This is a genomic window from Pyrobaculum sp., assembly GCF_049971835.1.
Lineage (GTDB): Archaea > Thermoproteota > Thermoprotei > Thermoproteales > Thermoproteaceae > Pyrobaculum.
This window is the reverse complement of sequence record NZ_JBMFKV010000371.1, coordinates 1-1,281: the sequence shown is the minus strand read 5'-3', so window position 1 is coordinate 1,281 and position 1,281 is coordinate 1. Positions and strand designations below refer to the sequence as shown.

The 1,281-nt window shown below is 55.4% G+C and carries 2 protein-coding genes; both read left to right on the top strand.

Annotated features, from left to right (window positions below):
- Positions 1 to 73: 73 nt before the first annotated feature.
- Positions 74 to 451: a hypothetical protein gene (locus ACP5J3_RS14740; RefSeq protein ID WP_428496369.1), complete on the top strand. Its 378-nt coding sequence runs from the start codon at positions 74 to 76 to the stop codon at positions 449 to 451.
- A 7-nt stretch (positions 452 to 458) separates the two neighbouring features.
- Positions 459 to 1,281 (top strand): glycosyltransferase family 2 protein (locus ACP5J3_RS14735; protein WP_428496368.1); only part of this gene is annotated, 823 nt, incomplete at its 3' end.

The window sequence follows — 1,281 nt, the reverse complement described above, 5'->3', positions numbered from 1 at the left end:
CAGCGAAAAAGTAAAAAAACTCAACCAAATGACTTAACAATAAATCTTAAATAGAGAGAGATGCGTCAAGGACATGCCGATGTCTGCATATTTCTGGCCGACGTTACTGACACTCAGGTCGCTACAAAGCCGCGCGTTGCGAAAGAGAGTCTGGTCAAAGATTAGTCCTGCCGCCAGGTCGCTGGTGAACGCCGCGACCCTGTACCTCAGAAAGAGCGGGAGGACCAAGTCCCCCGCCCACGTCGAAGCCCTAAGGAAGGTTAAGGAGGGGAACCTGAAGTTGACCATACCCCTCAGGCACCTGGGCAAGGCAGTAGAGCTGGCTAAAGTCCGAACCACGTGGGTTGAGGTAGACAAGGAAAAGGCAGTGGCGCTTGGAATACAGTGGCTAAACATGCCAAGGAGCCGGAGGATAGTCGAGACAACGCTAGGCGCGGCTGTAACGCCATAGCTTTGACGTGTCGGGGGTACAGAGGCACGCGCTGACGTACTTCGGCACCGCCGGGCTCCTCACACTTTTACTATCAGGTGGGCTGATATTAATCCTAGTTAAAAACTACAACCAAGACCGCGTCATTGACTTGGGACTAGCCGCGGTGGCCCTAATCAGCTACGCCACGGCCCAAGCCCTACTAATCACCGCCGTCACCACCTACATCGCCACGAGGAAGGGATACGCACCGCCCCCCATGCCCCAAATACCAAAGGCAAAGACGGTGGCCCTCATCCCCGCCTACAACGAAGCAGGCAGGGTGGGCAAAATCGTAGAGGAAGCCAGGAGATACGTAGACCTCGTAATTGTAGTCGACGACGGATCCATAGACAGTACCGCCGAAGAGGCGCAGAGGGCAGGAGCCGTCGTCATTAGGCACCATGCGAACATGGGGTACGGCGCCGCCGTGAAGACCCTACTCCACGCCGCGCTGAAGGCAGAAGCCGAATACGCAGTCCTCCTAGACGCCGACGGACAACACGACCCCAGAGACATACCCAAATTCCTCAAGGCCCTCAAAACGGCAGACATAGCAATAGGAAATAGATTCGCCGCGGGGAAAACTCCCACCTACCGGGCAGTCGGCATCAAAACCATAAAAACAGCACTCAAGATCCTCGGCATAAAAGCCGAAGACCCCGAAAACGGCTACCGAGCCTTCACCAGAAAAGCCATAGAGACCCTCCTCCCAGCCCTCGAAGAGACGTGGATGGGCATCTCATCACAGACCGTATTCTACGCCGCAAAGAAAAAGCTCAAGATAGCCTCAGTCCCCACGGCAGTCACCT

What these genes read in the sequence shown, in the direction of transcription:
- ACP5J3_RS14740 (WP_428496369.1), top strand. Translation starts at nt 74, where the DNA reads ATGCCGATGTCTGCATATTTCTGGCCGACGTTACTGACACTCAGGTCG.